22 protein-coding genes are annotated in these 21,882 nt (G+C 47.0%); all 22 read left to right on the forward strand.

The annotated features are described in order from the left end of the window. Window positions 1–109: 109 nt before the first annotated feature. The 22 genes from Q1A40_RS18725 (at window position 110) to Q1A40_RS18830 (ending at window position 21,563) form a co-directional block, all read left to right on the forward strand. Window positions 110–1,084: an MDR family oxidoreductase gene (locus tag Q1A40_RS18725; protein WP_300003279.1), complete on the forward strand. Its 975-nt coding sequence runs from the start codon at window positions 110–112 to the stop codon at window positions 1,082–1,084. A gap of 118 nt (window positions 1,085–1,202) precedes the next feature. After that, window positions 1,203–2,207 carry a protein-methionine-sulfoxide reductase catalytic subunit MsrP gene (msrP, locus tag Q1A40_RS18730; RefSeq protein WP_300003281.1) on the forward strand — a complete coding sequence of 335 codons (1,005 nt, stop codon included), beginning with the start codon at window positions 1,203–1,205 and terminating at the stop codon, window positions 2,205–2,207. Beyond that, complete coding sequence (gene msrQ, locus Q1A40_RS18735) at window positions 2,208–2,810, forward strand: protein-methionine-sulfoxide reductase heme-binding subunit MsrQ (RefSeq protein WP_300003284.1); 603 nt, start codon at window positions 2,208–2,210, stop codon at window positions 2,808–2,810. 229 nt (window positions 2,811–3,039) lie between these two features. After that, window positions 3,040–3,492, forward strand: coding sequence for a type II 3-dehydroquinate dehydratase (gene aroQ / locus Q1A40_RS18740; protein WP_300003287.1), 453 nt, complete (start codon window positions 3,040–3,042; stop codon window positions 3,490–3,492). A gap of 21 nt (window positions 3,493–3,513) precedes the next feature. Continuing rightward, window positions 3,514–3,987, forward strand: coding sequence for an acetyl-CoA carboxylase biotin carboxyl carrier protein (accB, locus tag Q1A40_RS18745; protein ID WP_300003290.1), 474 nt, complete (start codon window positions 3,514–3,516; stop codon window positions 3,985–3,987). A 10-nt stretch (window positions 3,988–3,997) separates the two neighbouring features. Further along, entirely contained in the window at window positions 3,998–5,344 is a 1,347-nt protein-coding gene (gene accC / locus Q1A40_RS18750; RefSeq protein WP_300003293.1) for an acetyl-CoA carboxylase biotin carboxylase subunit, read from the forward strand. A gap of 118 nt (window positions 5,345–5,462) precedes the next feature. After that, entirely contained in the window at window positions 5,463–5,705 is a 243-nt protein-coding gene (locus tag Q1A40_RS18755) for a YhdT family protein (protein ID WP_300003295.1), read from the forward strand. Beyond that, window positions 5,695–7,149, forward strand: coding sequence for a sodium/pantothenate symporter (gene panF, locus Q1A40_RS18760; protein ID WP_300003298.1), 1,455 nt, complete (start codon window positions 5,695–5,697; stop codon window positions 7,147–7,149). The genes Q1A40_RS18755 and panF overlap by 11 nt, the downstream gene beginning before the upstream one ends. Window positions 7,150–7,160: 11 nt before the next feature. After that, window positions 7,161–8,042 (forward strand): 50S ribosomal protein L11 methyltransferase, encoded by an 882-nt coding sequence (gene prmA / locus Q1A40_RS18765; protein ID WP_300003301.1) that lies wholly within the window; start codon window positions 7,161–7,163, stop codon window positions 8,040–8,042. Between the two features lie 338 nt (window positions 8,043–8,380). Next, window positions 8,381–9,346 carry a tRNA dihydrouridine synthase DusB gene (gene dusB, locus Q1A40_RS18770; protein ID WP_300003304.1) on the forward strand — a complete coding sequence of 322 codons (966 nt, stop codon included), beginning with the start codon at window positions 8,381–8,383 and terminating at the stop codon, window positions 9,344–9,346. 25 nt (window positions 9,347–9,371) lie between these two features. Beyond that, window positions 9,372–9,668 carry a DNA-binding transcriptional regulator Fis gene (gene fis / locus Q1A40_RS18775; RefSeq protein WP_000462905.1) on the forward strand — a complete coding sequence of 99 codons (297 nt, stop codon included), beginning with the start codon at window positions 9,372–9,374 and terminating at the stop codon, window positions 9,666–9,668. Window positions 9,669–10,374: 706 nt separating this feature from the next. Next, window positions 10,375–10,908, forward strand: a complete 534-nt coding sequence (locus Q1A40_RS18780; RefSeq protein WP_300003689.1) for a type 1 fimbrial protein — start codon at window positions 10,375–10,377, stop codon at window positions 10,906–10,908. Window positions 10,909–10,981: 73 nt separating this feature from the next. Continuing rightward, window positions 10,982–11,695, forward strand: coding sequence for a molecular chaperone (locus Q1A40_RS18785; RefSeq protein ID WP_300003691.1), 714 nt, complete (start codon window positions 10,982–10,984; stop codon window positions 11,693–11,695). Further along, the gene (locus tag Q1A40_RS18790; protein ID WP_300003693.1) at window positions 11,679–12,230 is read left to right on the forward strand and encodes a fimbrial protein; all 552 of its coding nucleotides are present in this window, start codon (window positions 11,679–11,681) and stop codon (window positions 12,228–12,230) included. The genes Q1A40_RS18785 and Q1A40_RS18790 overlap by 17 nt, the downstream gene beginning before the upstream one ends. 23 nt (window positions 12,231–12,253) lie before the next feature. Next, window positions 12,254–12,832 (forward strand): fimbrial-like protein, encoded by a 579-nt coding sequence (locus Q1A40_RS18795; RefSeq protein ID WP_300003696.1) that lies wholly within the window; start codon window positions 12,254–12,256, stop codon window positions 12,830–12,832. A 36-nt stretch (window positions 12,833–12,868) separates the two neighbouring features. Next, a complete protein-coding gene (locus Q1A40_RS18800) occupies window positions 12,869–13,444 on the forward strand; it encodes a fimbrial-like protein (RefSeq protein ID WP_300003698.1) in 576 nt (191 codons plus the stop codon). A gap of 13 nt (window positions 13,445–13,457) precedes the next feature. Further along, window positions 13,458–14,228, forward strand: coding sequence for a molecular chaperone (locus tag Q1A40_RS18805; protein ID WP_300003701.1), 771 nt, complete (start codon window positions 13,458–13,460; stop codon window positions 14,226–14,228). Continuing rightward, window positions 14,215–15,009 carry a molecular chaperone gene (locus tag Q1A40_RS18810; protein WP_300003704.1) on the forward strand — a complete coding sequence of 265 codons (795 nt, stop codon included), beginning with the start codon at window positions 14,215–14,217 and terminating at the stop codon, window positions 15,007–15,009. The genes Q1A40_RS18805 and Q1A40_RS18810 overlap by 14 nt, the downstream gene beginning before the upstream one ends. Before the next feature lie 90 nt (window positions 15,010–15,099). After that, window positions 15,100–17,721: a fimbria/pilus outer membrane usher protein gene (locus tag Q1A40_RS18815; RefSeq protein WP_300003707.1), complete on the forward strand. Its 2,622-nt coding sequence runs from the start codon at window positions 15,100–15,102 to the stop codon at window positions 17,719–17,721. 74 nt (window positions 17,722–17,795) lie between these two features. Then, window positions 17,796–19,955 carry a reverse transcriptase domain-containing protein gene (locus Q1A40_RS18820; RefSeq protein WP_300003710.1) on the forward strand — a complete coding sequence of 720 codons (2,160 nt, stop codon included), beginning with the start codon at window positions 17,796–17,798 and terminating at the stop codon, window positions 19,953–19,955. Between the two features lie 112 nt (window positions 19,956–20,067). After that, on the forward strand, window positions 20,068–20,259 hold the full coding sequence (locus tag Q1A40_RS18825) for a hypothetical protein (protein WP_300003713.1): 192 nt from the start codon (window positions 20,068–20,070) through the stop codon (window positions 20,257–20,259). 365 nt (window positions 20,260–20,624) lie between these two features. Continuing rightward, complete coding sequence (locus tag Q1A40_RS18830; protein ID WP_300003716.1) at window positions 20,625–21,563, forward strand: capsular polysaccharide synthesis protein; 939 nt, start codon at window positions 20,625–20,627, stop codon at window positions 21,561–21,563. Window positions 21,564–21,882 lie beyond the last annotated feature (319 nt).

Here is a 21,882-nt window from a genome sequence, read left to right on the forward strand (position 1 = left end):
AAATATAGCGGTAATAATCAGCACATTCATTGAGATGAATCTTCATTGCACCGCTGTATTCAGTATAGATTGATAACTCGATTTACAATGCCCCACTCAGGAGTCCCCCATGAAAGCGTTAGTTCTGGAACAGAATGAAGGTCAAACACTTGCCGAGATAAAAACGATTGATCCCTCTGCACTACCCGCAGGTGATGTCACTGTTGATATTGATTACTCCGATTTGAACTACAAAGATGCGCTAGCCATCACCGGTAAAGGAAAAATTATCCGCCAATTTCCAATGGTTCCCGGAATTGATTTTGCGGGGCGCGTTTCCAGTAGCGAAAACAGCCAGTTCCACGCCGGACAACCGGTCTTACTGACAGGTTGGGGAGTTGGAGAAAATCATTGGGGAGGTCTGGCAAAACAAGCCCGCGTCAATGCCGACTGGTTAGTCCCAATGCCAGAAGGACTGAATGCACGGAAAGCGATGATAATAGGTACGGCTGGCTTTACGGCCATGCTTTGCGTTATGGCACTGGAGGATGCAGGCGTTACCCCAAAAAGTGGCGAAGTTATCGTTACCGGGGCCAGTGGTGGCGTAGGCAGTACTGCCGTCGCGTTGCTGCATCATTTAGGATACCAGGTTGCCGCAGTATCAGGCAGAAGCAGCACTCACTCATATTTACAGCAACTGGGAGCAGGACGCATTCTGGATCGCGATGCCTTCTCTGACTCGCGTCCGCTGGAAAAACAAACCTGGGCAGGTGCTATTGATACTGTCGGTGGTAAAGTATTAGCTACCTTACTGGCCCAGATGAATTATGGCGGCTGTGTTGCGACTTGCGGTCTGGCTGGAGGGACGTCACTTCCTACGACGGTGATGCCGTTTATTCTGCGAAATGTGCGACTGCAAGGTATCGATTCGGTGATGACACCGGTAGCACGCCGTTTTGCTGCCTGGGAACGTCTTGCCAGAGAATTACCTGAAAGCTTTTATCAGCAGGCAGCAACTGAAATTACGCTCGACCAAGTATCAGCATATGCTCATGCCATCTTAAATAATGAAGTCCGCGGACGCACAATCGTCAAAATCGACTAACCGTGGATAATACCGACCCGGTTAATTGAGTCCGGGTCTAAATTTCAATTTTTCGTGACATATTAGCCAGTGCAGTTTATCTCCCCCATACTAGGGTTCTTGTATTAAGGAGAGCGTTATGAAAAAAATCACCCATCTTAACGAATCTGACGTTACGCCTGAGTCTGTCTTTATGATGAAACGCCGCCAGGTTCTAAAGGCACTCGGGTTGAGTGCCGCAGCCCTGACCTTACCGCAACCTGCTCAGGCTGACCTTTTCTCCTGGTTTAAAGGTAATGATCGTCCTCCTGCGCCTGCAGGAAAGCCACTAACCTTCAGCCAGCCAGAACAATGGCAATCAACGCTTGCCCTGACGCCCGAAGATAAGGTGATGGGATACAATAATTTTTATGAATTCGGGTTAGATAAAGCAGACCCTGCAGCGAATGCTGGTTCACTCAAAACTAACCCCTGGCAGCTCACCATCAGCGGTGAAGTGGCTAAACCTGTCACACTGGATTTCGATGACCTTCACCAGCATTTTCCACTGGAAGAAAGAATCTACCGTATGCGCTGCGTAGAAGCCTGGTCGATGGTGGTCCCGTGGATTGGTTTTCCACTGAGTAAGCTACTTGCGCTGGCTGAACCCACCAGCAATGCACGATATGTTGCGTTTGAAACGTTGTATGATCCAGAGCAAATGCCGGGACAGAAAGATCGCTTTATCGGTGGGGGGCTAAAGTATCCCTACGTAGAAGGATTACGACTGGATGAGGCCATGCATCCACTGACACTGATGACCGTTGGCGTCTATGGTAAAGCCTTGCCGCCACAGAATGGCGCACCAGTACGTTTGATAGTTCCCTGGAAATATGGTTTTAAAGGCATTAAGTCAATTACCAGTATCAAACTAGTGCGTGATATTCCCCCTACAACCTGGAATATGGGCGCTCCGAATGAGTACGGTTTTTATGCCAATGTGAACCCTCATGTGGATCATCCACGCTGGTCTCAGGCTTCAGAAAGATTTATTGGTTCAGGTGGGATACTGGATGTAAAACGCCAGCCAACTCAGCTATTTAATGGCTATGCCGACCAAGTTGCTTCCTTATATCGTGGTCTTAATCTGAAGGAGAATTTCTGAATGCGTTTGACGGCCAGGCAGATACTCTGGGTTAAAGTCCTGCTGCATCTGGCGGCTTTTCTGCCCCTGGTTTGGTTGGTTTACGCCACTAGCCAGGGAGCGCTTAGCGCCGACCCGGCAAAGGATATTCAGCATTTTACCGGCCTGATGGCGCTGAAATTGTTGCTGGCGACGCTGGTCGTCACACCACTGGCGCGATATGGTAAACAACCACTACTGATACGCACTCGACGCCTGTTGGGAGTGTGGTGTTTTGTCTGGGCTACACTACACTTGGTCAGTTACTCAGTACTGGAGCTTGGCATCAATAATCTTAATCTGTTAGGGAGCGAACTCGTGACTCGTCCCTACCTGACTATCGGGATTATTTGCTGGCTGATTTTATTCGCACTAACCCTGACATCCACTCAAGCCGCAATGAAACGTTTGGGTTCTCGCTGGCAAAAATTACATAACGCCGTCTATCTGGTATTGATTCTGGCACCCGTGCATTTTATCTGGTCAGTGAAGGTATTGTCTCCACAACCTCTGCTTTATGCTCTGGCTGCACTGGTGTTACTTGCCTTACGTTACAAGAAATTCCGCACATGGAAACGCCGGTAACATCCCTTGCTATACTGGACTCATGAAGTGAGCCCAGTATACTGTTTCAAGATAGCTGTGGATAATCTTCCCTGATAAGACCACTATTTAGCTGCCAAAAGCTACGAAATAGATATAATATGCGACTTCTGTTTTTCCTGAGTCTCATTTTTTGACTCTGGAGATGACAATCGGACAAGTTCAGTATATTTTGTCTGTTACTGGCTAAATTGCAGGAGATGGCGGCACAATGTCGTGTAAATTTAACATTTTACTTTTGAATGGTCCTAACTTGAATATGTTAGGAACTCGGGAACCAGATAAGTATGGTAGCCTGACATTATCAGAAATTGTTAATACACTCGAAACAGAGGCCAAGGCCTTAGACGTTGCGTTGGACCATCTACAGTCAAACGCTGAGCATGTGTTGATTGACCGAATTCATCAGGCTAAAGATTCAATTGATTTTATTCTGATTAATCCGGCTGCATTTACACATACTAGCGTCGCACTGCGTGATGCCTTGCTGGCGGTGGATATTCCGTTTATCGAAATTCATCTCAGCAATGTTCATGCTCGTGAGCCGTTTCGCCATCATTCGTATCTATCAGATAAAGCCGTTGGGGTAATCTGCGGATTAGGCGCCGATGGCTATTCATATGCACTTCAGACAGCGGTAAAACGCTTGTCAAAATCCATCTAAACAAGAGTACGGAACTGACTCATGGATATTCGTAAGATTAAAAAACTGATTGAACTGGTTGAAGAGTCTGGCATCTCTGAACTGGAAATTTCTGAAGGTGAAGAATCTGTTCGCATCAGTCGTGCACCAGTTAACAGTGGCTTCCCAGCAATGCAACAAGCCTATGCTGCACCGATGTATGCACCACAACCCGGTCTTTCTCAGGCTATTGCTCCTGCCGCTGCCCCGGTTATGGAAACATCAGCTACTACAGAATTGAGTGGTCATATTGTACGTTCTCCGATGGTGGGGACTTTCTACCGTACCCCAACTCCAGACGCGAAAGCTTTCGTTGAAGTGGGTCAAAAAGTGAATGCGGGCGATACTCTGTGCATCGTTGAAGCAATGAAAATGATGAACCAGATTGAAGCGGATAAAACTGGTGTGGTGAAAGCCATCCTGGTTGAAAATGGTCAACCGGTAGAGTTTGACGAGCCGCTAGTTGTCATCGAATAACGAGGCTAACATGCTGGAAAAAATTGTTATCGCCAACCGCGGTGAAATTGCACTACGTATTTTGCGTGCCTGTAAAGAACTGGGCATCAAAACCGTTGCAGTACACTCAACCGCAGATCGCGATTTGAAACACGTATTACTGGCAGATGAGACGGTCTGTATTGGTCCGGCTCCTTCGGTAAAAAGCTATCTGAATATCCCGGCGATTATCTCTGCAGCAGAAATTACTGGCGCAGTAGCGATTCACCCGGGCTATGGTTTCTTATCTGAAAATGCCAACTTCGCAGAGCAAGTGGAACAATCTGGCTTTATTTTCATTGGCCCCCGTGCCGAAACTATTCGCCTGATGGGCGACAAAGTTTCAGCAATTGACGCCATGAAAAAAGCTGGTGTTCCTTGCGTCCCTGGCTCCGACGGTCCACTGGACGAGGATGCAGATAAGAACCGTGCCCATGCCAAACGTATTGGCTATCCGGTCATTATTAAAGCGTCGGGCGGTGGCGGTGGTCGTGGAATGCGGGTAGTGCGCAGCGATGCCGAGCTTGAAGAATCCATTAATATGACCCGTGCGGAAGCGAAAGCGGCTTTCAACAACGATATGGTCTATATGGAGAAATATCTCGAAAATCCACGCCATATCGAAATTCAGGTACTGGCGGATGGCCAGGGTAATGCTATTTATCTGGCAGAACGTGACTGTTCTATGCAACGTCGCCATCAGAAAGTGGTTGAAGAAGCACCAGCACCCGGTATTACGCCTGAGTTACGTCGTGCGATCGGTGAGCGTTGTGCAAAAGCTTGCGTGGACATTAACTATCGTGGCGCAGGGACTTTCGAGTTTCTGTTTGAAAACGGTGAGTTCTATTTTATCGAAATGAACACCCGTATTCAGGTTGAACATCCTGTAACAGAAATGATCACTGGCGTTGACTTAATTAAACAGCAATTGCTGATTGCTTCTGGCAAAAAACTGACCATTAAGCAAAAAGACGTGCATATCCGAGGCCACGCTGTGGAATGCCGTATCAACGCAGAAGATCCTAATACCTTCCTGCCAAGTCCAGGAAAAATTACCCGTTTCCATTCACCGGGTGGTTTTGGTGTTCGCTGGGAGTCGCACATTTACGCCGGCTACAGCGTTCCACCGTATTACGACTCAATGATTGGTAAACTGATTTGTTATGGCGAAACACGCGACATCGCCATATCCCGGATGAAAAATGCTCTCGCAGAGCTGATTATCGACGGTATCAAAACCAACATTGAATTACAGACTAAGATCATGAACGATGAAAACTTCCAGAAAGGTGGCACCAATATCCACTATCTGGAAAAGAAACTGGGTCTTCAGGACTAAGTTTTTCTTCAACATGAGCGATGTCAATAAAGGGTCGGATGCTTCCGGCCCTTTTCTTTCTGAACTCCCATCTGCAACGATAGAGCCATATCGTATGCTACCAATGCACGAGACTATCATGGATAAACGCTTTGTTCAGGCCAATAAAGAAGCGCGCTGGGCGCTCTGGCTAACGCTGCTATATCTTGCCGCCTGGCTACTGGCTGCTTATTTACCCGATAATACCCAAGGTATTACCGGCTTACCGCACTGGTTTGAAATGTCCTGTCTACTGATCCCTCTGGTATTTATTTTACTGTGCTGGTTAATGGTCAGAGTCTTTTTCCGCGATATGCCGCTGGAGGATGATCATGCACAGTGAAGTAATTCTGCCTCTGATAGCTTATTTGCTATTAGTCTTCGGACTCTCAGTATATGCCATGCGTCGCCGTCGCACCGGTACCTTTCTGAACGAGTATTTCCTCGGTAACCGCTCAATGGGCGGGTTCGTTCTTGCCATGACACTGACTGCGACCTATATCAGTGCCAGCTCCTTTATTGGTGGGCCAGGTGCTGCGTATAAATATGGATTAGGCTGGGTACTACTTGCCATGATCCAGTTACCTGCTGTCTGGTTATCATTAGGGATATTAGGCAAAAAATTCGCCATTCTTGCTCGTCGTTATAATGCCGTGACGCTCAATGATATGCTCTATGCGCGCTACCGCAGCCGGCTACTGGTCTGGCTGGCAAGTTTCAGCTTACTGGTCGCCTTTATTGGGGCGATGACAGTCCAGTTCATCGGCGGAGCGCGGCTACTGGAAACAGCAGCAGGTATTCCCTACGAAATGGGATTGCTGATTTTTGGAGTCACTATCGCGCTCTATACTGCCTTTGGTGGTTTCCGTGCCAGCGTGCTCAATGACACCTTGCAAGGTATTGTAATGCTGATTGGCACTATTTTACTGCTGATCGCCATTATCTATGCGGCTGGCGGTCTGCATAATGCGGTCGACACACTCCAGCGTATCGATCCTAAACTGGTTTCCCCTGAAGGTGCTGACGATATTTTATCTCCGGCATTTATGACATCTTTTTGGGTTCTGGTGTGCTTTGGGGTGATTGGTTTGCCCCATACCGCCGTGCGCTGTATCTCTTATAAAGACAGTAAAGCTGTTCACCGTGGCATTATTTTAGGCACCATCGTCGTGGCAATTCTCATGTTCGGGATGCACCTGGCGGGTGCTTTAGGCCGCGCGATCATTCCCGATCTCAACGTTCCGGACCAAGTGATCCCGACCCTTATGGTGACGGTACTGCCGCCTATCGCTGCGGGGATCTTTCTCGCTGCACCTATGGCGGCTATCATGTCGACGATCAATGCTCAGTTGCTACAATCGTCTGCCACTATCGTGAAAGATCTCTATCTGAATATTCGCCCGGATCAGGTAAATAATGAAACTCGACTAAAGCGGCTTTCTTCAGCCAGTAGCTTGATCCTCGGTGCATTACTGTTACTGGCAGCATGGCGTCCACCTGAGATGATAATCTGGCTGAATCTGCTGGCCTTTGGTGGGCTGGAAGCGGTATTCCTGTGGCCACTGATACTCGGCCTCTATTGGGAGAAAGCCAACGCGGCAGGAGCCCTGAGCGGCATGATAGTCGGTGCCGTGTTGTATGCCGTACTGGCCAGTTTTAATATTCACTTTTACGGCTTCCATCCGATTGTACCGTCACTGCTATTCAGCTTGCTGGCATTTGTGGCAGGTAATCGCTTTGGCCAGGATGTTCCTGAATATCCCATTGTTTCAACTACTGATAAATAAAGAGTTTCGCTATGCCATGGATCCAACTGAAAATAAATACCACCGGTGGACATGCCGAAGAACTGGGTGATGCGTTAATCGAAAGCGGAGCGGTATCTGTGACCTTCCAGGACACCCATGACACCCCTGTATTTGAGCCATTGCCAGGAGAGACGCGTTTATGGGGCGATACAGACGTTATTGGTCTCTATGATGCTGAAACCGACATGAAGGAAGTCGTGGCCATTCTTGAGCACTGCCCGCTGCTGAGCCCAAATTTTGCTCATAAAATAGAGCAACTGGAAGACAAAGACTGGGAACGTGAATGGATGGATAATTTCCATCCAATGCGTTTCGGCAAGCGTTTATGGATTTGTCCAAGCTGGCGTGATGTGCCTGATGAAAATGCAGTTAACGTCATGCTTGACCCCGGCCTGGCATTTGGCACCGGTACCCATCCTACCACCTCACTCTGTCTGGAATGGCTTGATGGCATTGATTTAGCCGGTAAAACCATCATCGATTTTGGCTGTGGCTCAGGTATTCTGGCGATTGCCGCTCTGAAGCTGGGGGCCGAGAAAGCCATTGGTATTGATATCGACCCACAGGCGATTCAGGCCAGCCGTGATAACGCTGAACGTAATGGTGTGTCTGACAAACTAGAGCTCTATTTACCTCAGAATCAGCCCGAAGAGATGCAAGCTGATGTCGTGGTTGCCAACATCCTGGCAGGCCCGCTACGCGAGCTGGCTCCGTTAATCAGTGTATTACCTGTACAGGGAGGCTTGCTCGGCTTATCTGGCGTACTGGCAACTCAGGCAGCAGGTGTCTGCGAAGCCTACGAAGGTCTGTTTACGCTGGAGCCGGTAGTGGAAAAAGATGAGTGGTGCCGTATTACAGGCCGTAAAGTTTAAGCCTAAAAGCACTGACCCTATTGCGAACGAGTTTAGTAAAAATGGGAGCTCGTTCGCATAAAACAGCAGAAACTGTTCATTATTACAGCAAGTTATCTGCTATTGTTCTGCTGCTAAAATGCTTAGTTGTATGAATTTCCGTGAATATTTTGTTGATCGCAAATCAACATTTCACAGTCAACATATTGATTTTAAAAGTTAATTTAAATTAACCTTTGTTAATATGTGATGTCATCAAAGTATTTTAAGCAGATTGTTCAAAGTTTGGCCTTTCATCTCAGGCCAAAAATGCGTAATATACGCCGCCTTGCAGGCACAGTATGGTCATTTCTTAACTCATGCGCATTGGACATTACCAGCTCAGAAATCGATTAATCGCAGCACCTATGGCGGGGATTACAGACAGACCCTTCAGAACGCTGTGTTACGAAATGGGAGCCGGTTTAACTGTTTCCGAGATGATGTCTTCTAACCCAGAAGTCTGGGTCAGTGATAAGTCTCGTTTACGGATGGTCCATGTAGATGAACCGGGTATTCGCACCGTGCAAATTGCGGGTAGTGATCCGGACGAAATGGCAGCAGCCGCATGTATTAATGTGGCTAATGGTGCCCAGATTATTGATATCAATATGGGCTGCCCGGCTAAAAAAGTGAATCGTAAATTGGCAGGATCGGCCCTGCTGCAACACCCTAGTCTGGTCAGGGATATCGTGACAACGGTGGTAAATGCAGTGGATGTACCCGTCACATTGAAAATTCGCACAGGCTGGGATCCGGAGCACCGGAACTGTGTACAAATCGCCCAACTTGCTGAAGACTGTGGCATTCAGGCATTGACAATTCATGGACGCACTCGCGCCTGTTTATTTCAAGGCCAAGCTGAATATGACAGCATTCGGGAAGTTAAGCAGAAAGTTTCCATTCCGGTTATCGCGAATGGTGACATTACTGACCCGCTTAAAGCCAGAGCTGTGCTCGACTATACAGGGGCTGATGCTCTGATGATAGGACGTGCAGCTCAGGGAAGACCCTGGATCTTTCGGGAAATCCAGCACTATCTGGACACCGGAGAGTTGCTTGCTCCCCTGCCTCTGGCAGAGGTTAAGCACTTACTCTGTGCTCATATTCGGGAACTGCATGACTTTTATGGTCAGGCTAAAGGTTACCGGATTGCTCGGAAACATGTTTCCTGGTATCTCCAGGAACATGCTCCAAGTGACCAGTTTCGGCGCACATTCAACGCCATTGAGGATGCCAGCGAACAGCTGGAGGCGTTGGAGGCATACTTCGAAAATTTTGCCTAAACAGAAATAAAGAGCTGACAGAACTATGTTCGAACAACGCGTAAATTCTGACGTACTGACCGTTTCAACCGTGAACTCTCAGGATCAAGTAACCCAAAAGCCCCTGCGTGATTCAGTAAAACAGGCACTGAAGAACTATTTTGCTCAACTGAACGGTCAAGATGTTAATGATTTGTATGAGCTGGTTTTGGCTGAAGTAGAGCAGCCATTGTTGGACATGGTGATGCAATACACCCGTGGTAACCAGACCCGTGCTGCGTTAATGATGGGTATCAACCGTGGCACCCTGCGTAAAAAATTGAAAAAATACGGCATGAACTGATACTAGTCAGTTAGGCTGTTGATGAAAAAGGCGCTACTCGGCATGGGGAAGCGCCTTTTTTAATACCTGCGATATACTGGAAAGCTTGCAAAGTTCCCCCCCGTCTAGCCGCAGGAGCCAGATCGATTTTCAGCTCTGCACCTTCATTATCTATTTTTATTGCCACGATTAAATCGCCATTAGGTATTCACCAAAAACCGTTCCCGCTACGTCTTTTGGTCGTGCCTGATGTGCCAGCTTAAAATCAGCTATAAATGTCTCATCTGACTCCACTGATTTTCTCTGCCCTTTCCCACTATGAAAAATCACACTTAATCATCAATAAATAAACTATTGGAATTTTTAACAATAGAATTTCAATTAATTCCTATCGGTTAAAAATGCTCCTGTTATTTTCCCTATAGTTTATATACCGTTATAATTCCTTTCCATTAAGTTCCTATATTATTAGCACATTACATTTATTATTATATATGACCTCAACCCTATATTTCCATAAAGTACCAAAAAGATCTTTATATAAATATTTCAATCAGAATCAAGAAGTTAAAATCATCGTTAAAAATAATCTTTTAATAATATATTTGCCATGGTAATTTTTCACACGGAATAAGACTAATGGATTTATAAAAACGCTCACTGACAATAACTTATTGTCGGTTGCTTTTTTATCTCTTATTCCTAATCCATTAATGAGGGAAATAAAATGGTTAAATCTTTAATACTCCGCACAGCATTACTCGCTTCGATTTCTGCCACCAGCATCAATGCCATCGCAGCAATTGGAGAAGTCACCTTACAAGGTATCCTGACCTCAAGCACCTGCACCATTAATACGAATGGGGGTAAATCTACCCTTAATGTCGGTACATTTAATACCAAAGTCGGAGAAGCAGGAGCGAGTTTCTCTGGCGTAAATACTATCACCGAGCAAACTGTAGCGATGCCAGTAGCTTTAACCGGTTGTACGGCAGGTGAAGCTGGAGAACTCATCGTCCAAGGTACAACCTCTACCGGCAATGCCGAACAGAATGTGTTCGTGGCAGAAAGCGCTCAGCCAGTCGGCTTTATGATTGAAGACTCTACCGGTAACGTTATTACAGAAGGCGTTCCTCTCTCTATTGGCGCAGGCAATACTACCGGAAGCTACATCTTCAATGTAGGTATGGCGACAACGACAATGACACCTGAGGCGGGTAGTTACAGTGCGCCTATTTTGGTGGCCTATATTGTGAACTAAAAGCATCACTATTCAGGTGGGGCATCAGATGATTGCCTCACCTTCACGGATCGGTTTTATAAGGAAATAGTGCATGCGAAACATATTATTCGCGGGGGGATTACTGTGGTTATCTGCTTCAACTTGGGCGGGAATTGCGTTGGATGCTACACGCATTATTTTTTCATCCGCAGATGACACCTCCGGACAACGTGTCGGGATAGTCAGCGCCAGTGATTCCTCAACACCCTATTTAATCCGCTCACAAATTTTAGCCACACCCTATGGTGACCAAGGAGAGACGCCTTTTCTGGTAACACCTTCTCTATTTCGTTTAGAACCTGGTGCAACTAACCAAGTACGAGTCATGAAAAAAAACGTCTCATTATCACAAGATAAAGAGTCGGTTTTTTATTTTCGGGCCATCGCTATTCCAACCAGCAATAAAGACCCGGCAGAAAGCAAAAGCAATATTGGTGGAAACATTCAGATATCAACGGGGAGTATAATCAAACTATTTTACCGTCCAGCGAATTTGGCAATGTCACAACAGCAGGCGATGAGATCGTTAATATTCACTCGTTCAGAAAAGGGGATTACCGTTTATAACCCTTCCCCATATTACATTACGCTGAATTCATTAAAAATTGCTAATACGGTAATACCAATCAGTGTCAAGAAAGGTAATACCCTTATCGCCCCAATGAGTCGTAATACCTATTCCCGCGTTCCTCAACAGGGGGCTGTGGAATGGAAAACGATTAATGACTATGGTGGTGTGGAGGTGTTTCATGGCAAGGTACAATAACCTGATTCGCAGCATTATTTTCCTTTATTTAGGTACGTTACCATCGACTTTTGCTGCACAAACGGATATCAGCGCAGCGATCGCCGATGATATAGGGTGCGAAATTCGCGTACCGGTCTCTCTCATCTTTACTCCTCAACGTACATCAGCATTTCAAGGTGCACCCGCAGCGTACGAGATTAAGCCTTTACGTGCTGCATTAGAGTGTGCGGGTAAAACGAGGGAATTAGTCCCCAAGCTGAGTATTGAAGGCAATACCCCCTACGAGACTGACACTGTGTTTTTAAATGGTGAACCTAATGGGGTGGGATTTATGTTACGTCTCAGTGATGGTTCCTCTCCATCCTTAAGCGATTTCTATTCCCCTGAAAAAGCCATTAAACGAGGAATAGCCCTGCCATTGTCGCCATTAAATATAGCCAATCAGCATCACACGGAAGAAGTGTTTTGGGTAGGTTTGGTGGGACCCGTTCAAGACAATGTACTGCCTGGTCAGTTTTTTTCAACGCTAACCTTTAATTTTTTATTTCAATAAATTAATTCAAGGAAGATATCTGGATGAAAATATTAAATCATAACTTAATCCCATTTTACCTGACCACTGTGGCCTGTGTATTGAGTATGACCTCACCAGCTTTAGCGGCCACATCTGCAAGTACCACCATCTCTGCCAGTATCGTCGGGGGATCATGTGATATTGCAGCCCCTGCAACGCTGGCAATTATGGATGGTGAGCCTATCCCCGCGGAAGACATTACTACCACAAGTACTATTGCTGGAACATTCAACTTAACCCTCAGTGGCTGCAATGGATTCGGCCTGACCCCCTCCATAAAGATAACGGGAGATGACAGTACTTTGTCTGGCCAAAGTTTGTTTGTATCAAACACCAGTACCAGCCAAGGTTATGGCATTTTATTATCCACTGCGGGTAACACTAACTTTCAAGCCAATGCCAACTTAGCAGCCAATAAAACCATTACAGCTGTAACGAAAACCTGGGGCAACACGGTGGCAAGTAGTTTAAATGGCACCATTCCCCTTACGGCAACGGTCAGTTGTGGGGATTGCGTGTCAGCGACTCTGCAGGGCGGAATGCTTAATGCATCTCTCACCTTTGAATTTTTATATCAATAAAGCCTGCTGACTTGCGCTGAAACGGAGAGGCAACACATGACCGCCATCTACAAGCTTTCCTGGCTCACGATCATCACCGGGCTATTATTACCCGTCTCTCACCTTCAGGCTGCAGGACGTGCTGAGCAAGATATTCAATTCACAGCCACCTTTTACGGCGGTGGTTGTGATATTACCGCACCAGCCACCGTCACCTTTAACCAAGGGGTCGTCCCGCAGGCTGATATCCCAGGGGAACAACAACGTAGTGATGTCATGCTGAACCTGAGCAATTGCCAGGGATACTTTATGACACCGAGCATCACTATCACGGGAGAGACGCAATCCATTAACGGTAAAACACTGTTCGTCAATAGCAACAGCACAACGACAGGGTATGGCATTTTGTTAACCACCGCCGGCAACACGGCATTTTCGGCAAACAGTAATTTAGCCAGTGACAAGGTGATAACAACCAAAACATGGCCTGAAAACGGCAGCGATAGTGTGGCGTCCCTTAACGGAGACTTGCTGCTCAATGCCATTTTAAGTTGCGGAAACTGTCTGCCCGCCACCAGCTTACGGGGAGGGGTATTAACCTCTAACCTCACTTTTACCTTTGTGTACAACTAGAGTGGAGTCTTCGATGATGTTACACCGTTTCACCCCACCAGTTGCCAGACTCAGTGTCATTATTCTGATGATGGGGGCATTATGCGCATCAATGAGTTATGCAAAAGGAGGATTGCGTTTATCCCAAACACGTGTGGTGTTTGATGCAGCACAGTCTAATGCCAAAGTGACGATACAGAATAACAGTCCACAGGTCTATCTGGTAAAAGCAGAGGTGATGAATGACCATCGAGAGCAAAATACCTCGACATCACCCTTTATGGTTACCCCACCGTTGTTTCGCCTGGAACCGGAAAGCCAACATACTGCATTAGTCGTGCGCCAGAATACGGCATCGTTACCTGCGGATAGAGAGTCCGTTTTCTACCTGAGTTTGTTAGCTATTCCTGCCTCTGCCAAAGCAGGTGAGCCAGAAGCCAATATGACGCAGGCGCAAGTCTCCATTGGTATTCGTAATATCATCAAGTTGTTTTATCGCCCCTCCGCATTACCCATACCGGTGGAGGCAGCATACAGCCAGCTCACCTTCCAGAAAATGGAAGGGCAACTTAAGGTGAAGAACCCCACACCCTATTATGTGACACTCGCTCAGTTGACAGTGAATAAGCAACACCTGGATATCGGCCAGCATGATCCGATGATAGCGCCATTTTCACAACAGTCTTATCCCTTTACAGGGCAAGGAACCCAGGTGGAATGGTCTGCCATCACCGACTTTGGTGCTATGAGCCCCCGCTACCATGGCGTGTTAGCCTCGAAGGAGGTGAAAAATGGGCAGCCTTAATCATAAGGCGATAAGCGCCAGCTTGTACTTATTGTTGAGTAGTTTGAGTTTTTCAGCTCATGCGAACAACCCACAACTGGGTATGACTGGCATCACTTTGCACAATACCCGCGTGATTTATCCATCCACTGCCACCAATGGCGTGAACTATCAGCTAACCAATGACACTTCGGTATCTTATTTACTGCAAGCACGGATACAGCCTTGGGTACCTGCAGCAACGGAGCAAAAGCAAGAAGGTGTTGTCGCTGCCGATACACAACCCAGCCCTAAATCCTTTATTGCTTTACCACCATTGCAGCGTATTGCTCCAGGGGAAACAGTCACATTACTGCTGCGCTTAAAACAGGCCGATCTGCCGCCACAAGATAGCGAGTCAATTGCAGTCCTGGCATTAACCGCGATCCCTGCAGAGAAGTCGGAGAATGTATCAACCACACCACAAATGGTTATCGCGGTACAAAACAATGTGAAGCTGTTTTATCGCCCGGCAACCCTGCCTCAGTTCGATGAGGATACCATCAATGATCAATTACAATTTGTCCCCACGTCAACCGGGATCACGGTTAAAAACCCCAGTGCATTTTATATCACCTTCGACAGGCTTACGGTGGGTAGTCATAAGGTGGATCTGGGGAGCACAAGAATGGTAGCCCCACGCAGTGAGCAGCACTGGCCAGTGACACTCGATAACAGACCAAAAAATATCGAATGGCAGGTGGTTAACGATAAAGGAGGTGTGAGTGACAAAATCCACCAAAAGCAGCTGCCTGACAGCTAAGCACAAAGCCATGTAGCAGATCACAACATTGGATGTTCTGCAACCACATACCGTCAGGATGATGTTGCGAAAACTGGACAGGAGTACTCCATGGAAATTAGCTGTAAAACAGCGGAAAAAAAATTCGCATATCTCTTTTGTCAGTACCAGCCCTTAGCCTGGTGCCTGATGGTGGCCACTACTCCATCCTTCGCTGATGATTATTTTGACCCGAGTTTTTTAGGTGTCGCAGGGGCGTATTCTGAAGTTGATTTATCCGTTTTTTCGCAGCCCGGTGCGGTAGCGGAAGGTGAATATACCGTTGCGGTGTTTATTAACCAGCAGGATATGGGGCAGTATACCCTGCAGTTTGTGAAAAATACGCAAGGACAGGTCGTACCTGAATTAACGCCAGAACAGCTTGAAAAGTTTGGGGTCAATATGGCTCAGTCGCCAGAGTTAAAGGCATTGCCAACAAATGCGCCAGTTTTGGATTTAGCTGCATTGATACCCCAAGCCACGACGTCATTAGATTTGGCACGCCTGCGTCTCAACATCAGTGTTCCGCAGGTAGCAATGAAGTCGAATGTATTGGGTTCCGTTGACCCCGCACTGTGGGAAGATGGTATCCCCGCCTTGATGGCAAACTACAATGTGAGTGCCGGGCGCTCCAGTTCTCGCTATCAACAAAGCAAAACCGACAGCACCAATGTGTTTGCCTCCCTGCGGGCTGGTGCCAATGCCGGGCCATGGCGGCTACGCAGTACCCTGACCCATACACACACAGAATATAATGGAACACAAAATAATGCCGGTTCGGTAAGAACCCAAACAGATTTTAGTAATACCACTCTCTCTCGTGACATCCGTGCGTTAAGATCCAGTTTAGTGGCGGGAGAAACCAGCTCCAGCAATGACGTATTTGATGGTATTCCTTTTAAGGGAATAAAATTAGTGTCAAACGAGCAAATGTTACCGAGCCAGCTACGTGGCTATGCGCCTGCGATTACTGGGGTAGCCAACAGTAATGCCCGCATCACAGTGCGGCAAAATGGTAACGTGGTGTATGAAGTCTATGTCGCTCCAGGCCCCTTTAACATCAACGATATTCAACCCTCCGGTTTGTCGGGGAACTATGATGTCACCGTGACCGAAGCGGATGGCACAGAACGACAATTTATCGTGCCCTACTCTTCCTTGCCTGTGATGTTGCGCCCCGGTGGCTGGAAGTATGAGCTAGCATCAGGTCGTTACGATGGTAACCTCACTACAAGCTCACGTCGTTCTGATTTTATGATGGGTAGCGCGGTATACGGGCTATATAACAATATCACGCTCTATGGGGGCCTACTGCTAGCACGTGACTACCAGTCGCTGAGTGCTGGCACCGGCGTGTCACTGGGAGAGTGGGGAGCAGTATCCACCGATATGACTTACTCTTCTTCGCAATTTACTTACGCTAATCGCAACCAGCGTGACCATAAAACGGGGCAATCCTACCGTATCCGTTATTCAAAAAGTTTGATGGCAACCGGCACCTCGGTGGACTTAACCGCGTTGCGTTATTCCACCGAGGATTTTTATAACTTTAGTGAGTTTAACAGCCAAGGTTATCAACGGGATGATGGAGTCAGCCCATGGCTATTACAGCGTCGTCGCAGTAGTTTTCAAACCCAGCTCAGCCAGCAAATGGGCAATATGGGATCGATCCATTTACGGGCAAACCGCGATGATTACTGGGGCAGTGACCGCTCGTTAACCGGCATGTCAGTGGGGTACAATAACAGTATTAAAGGCGTCAGCTATGGCGTGAACTACAATATTGACCGCGTGAAAGATTCGCGCGGTGACTGGCCGGAAAATCGTCAACTGTCGTTAAATGTCAGCCTGCCGTTCAGTCTTTTTAGTCATGATACCAATATGCGTGCGATGTATGCCAACTACTCTGTAACCCATGATAATCAAGGCAGAATCCGAAATAACACCGGCCTGAGCGGTAATGTGATGAACGGTAAACTCTCTTACGGCGCGTCACAAAGCTGGGGCAATCAAGGACAAACCGCCAACAGCAACCTCAATGCGGGTTACCAGGGCAGTAAAGGTTCGCTCAGTGCAGGTTATAGCTATAGCAACACCACTCAGAGCATAAATATGAACGCCAGTGGTGGCGTACTGGTGCATTCCGAAGGAGCTACCCTCTCGCGTTCAATGGGGAATTCCGTGGCACTGGTCAGTGCACCAGGGGCAAGTGGTGTCAGCGTCAATAACGGTACAGCGGTAACCGACTGGCGTGGCTATGCTGTGGCGCCTTACCTGTCGGATTACAATAAAAACAGTATTGGATTAGATCCCAGCACGCTACCACCCCATGTCGACTTAACGCAATCGAATATCAATATCTACCCAACAAACGGTGCCGTGGTTAAAGCAAACTTTACCACTCGCATAGGCTATAAAGTGCTGATGACCTTAAAACATGGCGACAAATATGTGCCGTTTGGGGCGATTGCGACATTAATCTCAACGGATGCAGCTAACCAGACCAGCAGTATTGTCGGGGATGAGGGGCAAGTCTACCTCACCGGATTACCACCGAAGGGTGACCTGATGGTTAAATGGGGGGGAAGTGCAGAGCAACAATGCCAAGTCAGCTTTGATATAAGTAATCAGACAGATACAACAGATGCCCTGATCGCACAAGCCACCGCTGCTTGTATCCCTGGACAGAGATAATGCCGCAGCGGTGGCAGCACGTTGAATTTTTACCTTGAGATCGATGAAGAATCATCACCTGATGGAGCAGCAAGATGACAACGATAAGTGAACAACAGCACATGGACAGTCTGCGTCTGGACACAAGCTGGCAGTGGTTATGTCAGACACGAAAATCAGCCCCCGAAAATGCCGATATATGGGATTTACGCTACCGCTGGCCCGCGTATCGGGATACCTTCCTCGCGCAATTACAGTCCGGTGAATACCGTTTATCACCGATGCGGGTGGTCGGGTATGAACGCCTGGTGATATGGTCAGCAGAAGATGCCCTGGCGCTTAAGTGGGTCGCGTTGCAACTGGTGGGTGAGATCCCTCTGCATGAAAAATGTGAACACCTGAAAGGGCACGGTGGTGGCCAAGCCTCTGTACAGCGAGTACAAGCAGCGATTAACACCAAGGCCTATCGCTGGGTCTGTCGAACCGATATCAAAGGGTATTATGGTGCTATCAATACCGATACGCTGTTACTACAATTAACAGCTCATATCACCCGCCCCGCATTGTTATCCCTGTTAAGACAATTTTTGCACTACAGTGTCGAAGAAGGCGGAAATTTTCATACACCGTCACAAGGGATCGCCCGCAGTTGTGCATTAAGCCCCTTAATGGGTGCCTTGCATCTTTGGCTGGTGGACAACTATTTTGCCACGCAAGAAAAAATCTATTATGCTCGCTATATGGACGATTTTTTGATTTTAACCCCGACGCGCTGGTCACTGCGCCGCCAGGTAAAACAACTGAATCGTTACCTGAACCAGTTTGGTTTTGAGAAACACCCTGAAAAAACGTTTATTGGACGAATTGCCAAAGGCTTTGACTGGATGGGGGCCTGGCTAACGGATGCAGGTGTGACCGATATAGCCCCCAGGGCAGAAGCTAATCATCAAGAAAAACTACGACGGCTTTATGAGCAAACCCAGCACTGGCCTAAGGACCGACAGAGACAACGGGTGTCGGAGTATAAAAAACGCTGGGAAAGGTGGTTTCGAAACGACGAGAATAAAACAAGCACCGTGCAACGCGCCTCATCTGCGTCGCGCTTCGCGAGTTCACACCGTTCACGTTCCCCAAATATAGACCTTCTCGACCGAAGACCGTGGTCGCTACCAAGATCCATCCTACTCACCAGCGTCGGTTTTTTTTTGGTTTGTCCATTCTTCGCTCTGTCCGCTAACAATGTGGGTGGTACGTTTAAAACGGGTCATGGGATCGTAGGAGATACGGCGTTGAACGATTCTTATCAAACGTCCAGCCAAACAACATGTAATACCTCTCGCAAAGCTAGCGTAACTATCGCTGCAGGCGCTAATCTCTCCTTTACATCTTACGGTTGGGGACCTAGCAGTGATGGCTTGTATCATGGATCCTTTGTAGGGTCCGCAGATTCCGATGTCATTATTGTATTCGGGGGGGAAATGACCTCTACCAATCCTTCTGTTTTGAACGCTATGGCTGCATTGGGATCTACTGATACTGCGTATAAGGTTAATTTTTCTGCTAACGGCGTATGGTCCGCCAATGTACCTTCAACTATACTAACGGCCTATTCCTCCATTTACTTTATTCCCGTGGGGATGGAGCAGTTCACATCTACGGACTTAGTAACGTCGTCGGGGTCCGGGTCCTTGAGCGCTAGATTATATATAGGACCCAATGCTAAACCCGGGACCTACGGGCTAGGCGATATATATAACAGAATTACTTGTAATGAGAGCAGGGGAGCGACATTGATAAGTTCTTCTACCGTAATCGTACCTTCTTACTCTTGTTCTGTTTCTGTGTCTCCCACCGCTGTGTCGTCGATGGGCGTAAGGGGACAAACCGGTATCGGTCAAATGTTTGACAGCGGGCTCATACAAGTTCGCGGTAACTGCTTAAACGTAAACCCGTCCACTAACGGGAGTATACAGTTATCCGTTACTGCTGATCATCGGACGACTTCTAATACCGGGGAGGTAGATCGAGCGTTAGCATTGATTAATGATGATTCCATACCGGTAGGTTCTGTTACCTTCCACTTGTCAGAAAACGGTGCCCCCCTTTTATTAACCGGGACCAAATACTCCTTGCCGGTATCGTGGGAAAACATCAATTTTGACGTGTCTTATAAAATGTATGATCTGAAACCGGGCGAAACTCCTGCGTATGGTGTCGGGAGAGGAACAACTAAATTTATCATCGAATGGCCTTAAAGACCTTTTATACGTCTCCCTCACCCATTCAGCAAGTAGCGCAAATAATCAAAAATACTGCACGTGATTGAACTATGCTCATAGAGTCTATTTTTTCGGAAAGGAGATTTCTATGAGCAAAGATCCACTGGAAACTGATGTCAGCGCAGGGCTGGCAAAAATGCATGAAGCGAGTGAATTGGTTACCGAGGAAGAGGTTGAAGAGCTCGCCGCCAAAGCACGTAAAGAAGCTGAGCTAACAAGAAAACAGCATCTTGATAAGCTAGAACAGCAAGGTATTGAGCCCAAAGATCCAACCAGCTAAGTCCTGAAAGACAGTAACGCTCGTGATAGTTCCAGCAACTGTTTTATTACTTCAGAGGAAGGAAGGTTACCCTAAATAATTTGCGTCACAGGAAGGCACTCAATTTGTGAGTCCCCGGGAGCAGAGATGACTCTGTGACCGGGGTGAGCAAATGAGACTGTAATTTAAATTGTGTATCTGCCTGTTTTTGATATGTTCACTCCAGCGTCCTGAGCTGTCGACGAAAAGGCGAAACTCAATATGAAGAAACGAAACAAGAGTGTAAATAATTCCCCTCATCGCTACATCCACTTGTGTTATCGTTTGCTAAAAGCTTAACATAAACAATTAAATAGCTTCTTGTATCCACCTGGATTGTCGGTGTAATGAAAAAAGTCTTTAAACGGTTTGAAAAAACATTATCGCTGTACCGTTATGCTTTCAAATATAGAAAGCAACGCCTGACCAGCTATGATGCCAGGACTGAAAATGATCTTATCTTTCTGAGGAATGATTTAAAAAAACCGCCCATACCAAAAAAAATATGGATGTACTGGGGAGGAAATACTCTTTCGGAGTATGTCCAGAAAATGATCGCCAGGATCAGAGAGCAAAATCCGGATCATCAACTGGTCGTGCTGGATGATTCTACGCTAGGTAACTACATCAGCCCTGTTGTGTTCCTGGCAGAAGATATCCCTATTGCCAATAAGTCGGATATCATCCGTCTTGAAATACTGAAAAAATATGGCGGGATCTGGATTGATGCCTCAACCTTGTTTTTTCAGGATCTGTCGTGGGTTCATGAATTAAATCAACAAAACGATTATGACCTGATCGGCTTCTATAATGAAACGGCAACGACGGATCTGGATTATCCCATCATTGAAAGTTGGTTTCTTTGCTCTCCACCAGAGGACCCATTCATCTCCCTCTGGCTGGAAATACTATCACCACTTAAAGAATTAGGTGCCGCTGCCTATTATAAAATGATTTCTGAGCGTAGTGACTACGCAGAAATACAACAGAAAATCAGTAACCCACAGTATCTACTAGTCTATCTCGCACAGCAAATCGCTATGCGTCAATTGCCCGCTATTAATATCTATGCCAAACGCTGCGAAACGAGCGCTTTTCTCTACCAGGAAAGCGTTTTGTGGAATGCGGATAAACTTGCACGGTTACTCTGTTTTAAACAAGCGCCTGAGCAACTCCCCCCGCTGATAAAGTTAACCAGTGATAATCGCCGTGCGATTGAACAGGTGATTAAATTTAACCTGGTGAACAAGAACAGTATTATTGGCTTACTTTATAACAGCAAATAATCGTGCTGTTTTATATCTCAACTCATTCCTAATAGCCTGAGCCCCTTTAATAAGCGGGTTTCAGGCTTTCATCGTTGCTCTCTTGCAGCGTAAATCATGCAGGCTATATCAGATAAAACTAAATGCGCCGATATATGGTTCGGGGGGATCCATGCAGACAACATGCGGGCTGTGAGAATTATAACGGGTAACGCAAAAAACCCCAGCCTTTCGACTGGGGTTATTGCTTAATTGATGTCTGACAGTTCCCTACTCTCGCATGGGGAGACCCCACACTACCATCGGCGCTACGGCGTTTCACTTCTGAGTTCGGCATGGG

The sequence above is a fragment of the uncultured Cedecea sp. genome, from assembly GCF_947498825.1.
GTDB lineage: Bacteria > Pseudomonadota > Gammaproteobacteria > Enterobacterales > Enterobacteriaceae > JGM124.